The organism is Frankia sp. CoWAU3 (genome assembly GCF_977971855.1).
In genome coordinates, this window is sequence record NZ_CDWWXB010000003.1 from 46,102 (window position 1) to 49,780 (window position 3,679).

The window sequence follows — 3,679 nt, forward strand, 5'->3', positions numbered from 1 at the left end:
GCGGATGCCGAACTCGCGGGTGTAGGCGGCGAGGGCCCGGCCGCTGCCCGCCCTGACGAAGAACTGACCGTCCACGGGGAACAGCGTCACCCAGATGTCCGGGTGGATCCGGCAGTGGCCGGGCAGGGGGGTCTCGTCGAGGAAGCCGGCCAGCCACCGGTTCCCGATCAGGATGTTCATCCCGGTGCCGGGGTCCGGTCGACCGGGACATCCGCGAGGCCTGCGGGGTCTGCGGGGTCCGTAGGCGTGGCCGCCAGTCGCTCGTGACACGCCTCCGCCAGCAGGGCCATCGGCCGTGACAGCGTCTCTTCGATCATTCGCGCGCAGTTCTCGAACGCGTCCCGACCGCCGTCGAGGGGGTCGGCCAGGTCGTCGAGGGCAGCCGGTAGCACGTGGCCGGCGGCCCGGATCCGCCGGGCCGTGGCGGCGAGATACTCCCCGGCCACCCGTGTCCCGCCCGGGGGGATGTCGGCGGGGCGGACTCCGGAGGTCAACCGTCCGAACTCGCGCAGGGTGAAGGTACGGCGCATGGCCCGTGGCACAAGGCCCACCACCGTCGAGCGGTGTGCGCGGGTCGCGCACAGTACCAGATCGCTGGCCTGGACCAGGTCCGGTGTCAGCAACCTTGCCCGGAAGCCGGACGGGTCGAGCCCCCGCGATGTCAGGATTGCCGCGGCCTGGGGGTACATCGCCTCACCTGCCCGGGCGCATACTCCCGCGCTGCTCACCAGAAGGTCCCCGGCGGGGCTGGGTGGATGCCGTCCCTCGGAGGAGGGCTCGTTACCCCCGGTCCCACCGGATGCCCGCGCGCCGGCCGCGCCGAGGCTGATCTGGTCCAGCGCGGCGCTGAACCGGGCGGCGGCGAGATGCTCGGCCAGGGGCGAGCGGCAGACGTTTCCGGTACACACCATCAGTACTGCCCACGGTCGTCGCAGCACTGCCATCCCTTCCTCCGCCATCCCTTTCCTCCTCTCTCCGCCGGGGTCGGCGGGGCGCGGACCAGCTCAGCGCGACCGCGAGGGCTCGCTCCGGCGCCAGTAGACGCAGGTCCAGTCGACTTCGATGATCGGCTCGGTCACCCCGTGGGCGGCCCGGTAGTCCTCGACCGCCGCCCGGCAGCCGGGAACGGTTCCATAGGCGTCGACGATGCAGAAGCCGCCGTCGGAGAGCTTCGGGTAGAGCGCCGTCAGCGCGTCGGTGGTGCTCTCGTACATGTCGCCGTCGAGGCGCAGGACCGCGAGGCGCTCGATGGGCGCGGTGGGCAGGGTGTCCCGGAACCAGCCGCGCAGGAAACGGACCTGATCGTCGAGCAGGCCGTAGCGGCGGAAGTTGTCCCGCATCTGCTCGAGGGACACCGACAGCTCCGCGTACTCGTGGTGGCGGTCGCCGGTGTCGGCGGCGTAGCGCCCCGGATTGGGCGCGGGCAGGCCGGCGAACGAGTCGGCGACCCAGACCGTGCGGTCGGGGACGCCGTAGGCGGCGAGCACCCCGCGCATGAGGATGCACGCGCCGCCCCGCCATACCCCGGTCTCGATGAGGTCGCCTGGGACGCCGTCGACGATGACTCGTTCGGCGCACTCCTGGAGGTTGCGCATCCGGCGGTCGCCGGTCATCGTGAGCGCCAGCCGTGGCCAGTCCCGGCCGTCGGTCCGGGCGCCCGGTGCGCTCCTCCTGACGATTTCCATTCCCTGGCTGCGGAAGGCTCGTACCAGCATCCTCTTCGCGCCGGTGCGCGGCTCCCACGCACCGCCGTCCCGACCATCCCAGAGAGAGCAGGTCAGCGTCGTGCGAAGCAGATCGAGATACCGCACCGAGGTATCGGAAAGGTCGTGACGGGCGACGGTCGGGTCGTGCGGGGCGACGGTCGGCGTCGTGGTCATCGTGGCTCCTGATGAGAGGGGTGAGCGCGGAAAGGGGATGGGGCCGTGGGCCGTCGGGCTCCGTTCGCTGTTGGGTGAGATGCCGTCCAGGGGGACGCTGTCGGGTGAGGCGCCTGCCGCGCGGGCGAGCAGGCGGGTACTGGCCAGGTGCAGCGACACGGCCGAGGCGGTGTAGGTGATCCCCGACACCGCGGCCACGATCGGCAGGCGGCCGTCGTGCAGCGCCGCCGCGAGGCCGAGCACGGTCGACAGCGCGACCGGGACCTGGATGGCAAGCACCGTGCGGGCGGCACGGAACCCGAGCAGCACATGGGTGAGCAGGTAGTCGACGGACTGCGGGATGGTCGCCAGCACGAGGACCTGGGCGGCCGGGGCAGCGGGGGTGAACCGCGTGCCGTAGACGATGCGGATGGCCGTCGGTGTGACGAGGGCGATCGCGCCCGCCACCGCGGCGGCGAGGGCGACGGTGGCGATGACCGCGCGGCGCACCATCCGGGCCCGCTGCCGGGGATCGACCAGGGCGCGGAGCCGGCTGAACATCACCATGCCGGTCGCCTGGCAGACGGTCGTGCCGGCGCCGGCGACGGCGACGGCGACGGCGTAGAAGGCCACCTGCTCGGCGGCCAGGAAGGTGGCGACGAGCAGCATGTCCAGCTTGTAGATGAGTTGGGCCCCGACGACGGTGCCGTAGGCCCCCAGGGCGGACCGCATGAAACGGCGCCGGGGCAGCAGGCGTCCCGGCCGCGCGAGGGCGGGAAGGCCGCCGAGCACCGCCACGTGGTACCCGAGTGGGGGTAGCAGGGCCGTCACGCCGAGGGTCAGCATCCACAGGCCTGGATCGCGGACTCCCCTGCCGGCGAGCGCGGCGAACGCGGCCAGTGTCGCCGCCGCCGGTAGCAGCCGGACGAGCTGGAACTCGCCGGTCATCCGACCGCGGCGCTGCGCGAGCCCGGCGGCGTTGGAGGCGGCCACGGCCGCGGCGGTGAAGCAGGTCGCGCCCAGCACGGCGACGGCGTCCCAGGCGGGTCCCCGCCCGGCTCCCGTGCCGCCCGAACGGCCCGGGCCCACAGTGATCAGCATCGGCACCACGGTGAACAGCACCGCGGCGAGCAGCGCCGACGCGACGGTCTGGGTGAGCAGCGGGCCGAGCAGCGCGCGGTCCTCACCGTCATCGGTGACCAGCGTCTGGGAGACACCCAGGGCGAACACCATCGCGAGCATGCCCGCCCAGGTCTGCAGCGCGACGAACTCGCCGCGGGCCACCGGCCCCAGAGTGCGGGCGGCCAGGACTCCGGTCGCGGTCCCGACGACCAGCGTGCCCGCGTTGCCGGCGAGCACGGCGACGGTGGAGCGGGGAAGCCGGCTCGTGAGCGGGCCGGTCATGACGGCCCGGCGGCTGACGGCTCTGGTCATCCGCGCCGAGCGGTGTCGCGCACATGGGCAACGGCGCGCAGGAAGCCGTCCACGGACGCGGCGAGCTCGATGTCGCCGATCACCTTCTCCGACTCCTGGGCCATCCTGGCCAGGACGTCGGGGCGCGCGCGTAGCTCCCCGAGGATCCGTGCGAGCGCGTCCACATCGCCGACCGGGTGAACCCGGCCGTTGCGGCCGGGACGGACGTCGTCGGTCGGGCCGGTGGAGCCCACCCGGTCGCTGACCACCACCGGCAGGCCGCAGAGCACCGCCTCCTTGACCGCCAGCGGATGCGGATCCCGCTCGGCGGGGTGCAGGTAGAGGTCGCTGGCCGCGTACAGGCGGGGGAGCCGTTCCTGGTCGGCGAATCCGACCATCCGCAACGC

General features: G+C 73.2%; 3 protein-coding genes and 1 pseudogene. All 4 read right to left on the bottom strand.

Annotated elements, in window-relative coordinates; genetic code table 11:
• A pseudogene (locus AC08ON_RS00950) lies at nt 1-180 on the bottom strand (oxidoreductase); the annotation flags it as partial.
• Nucleotides 177-959 carry an arsenate reductase/protein-tyrosine-phosphatase family protein gene (locus AC08ON_RS00955; protein ID WP_476606110.1) on the bottom strand — a complete coding sequence of 261 codons (783 nt, stop codon included), beginning with the start codon at nt 957-959 and terminating at the stop codon, nt 177-179. The gene AC08ON_RS00955 and the pseudogene AC08ON_RS00950, both read right to left, overlap by 4 nt.
• 45 nt (nt 960-1,004) lie before the next feature.
• On the bottom strand, nt 1,005-1,880 hold the full coding sequence (locus AC08ON_RS00960; protein ID WP_476606141.1) for a TylF/MycF family methyltransferase: 876 nt from the start codon (nt 1,878-1,880) through the stop codon (nt 1,005-1,007).
• A gap of 1,409 nt (nt 1,881-3,289) precedes the next feature.
• Nucleotides 3,290-3,679, bottom strand: a 390-nt coding sequence (locus tag AC08ON_RS00965; RefSeq protein WP_476616295.1) for a glycosyltransferase, incomplete at its 5' end; no start/stop codon positions are given.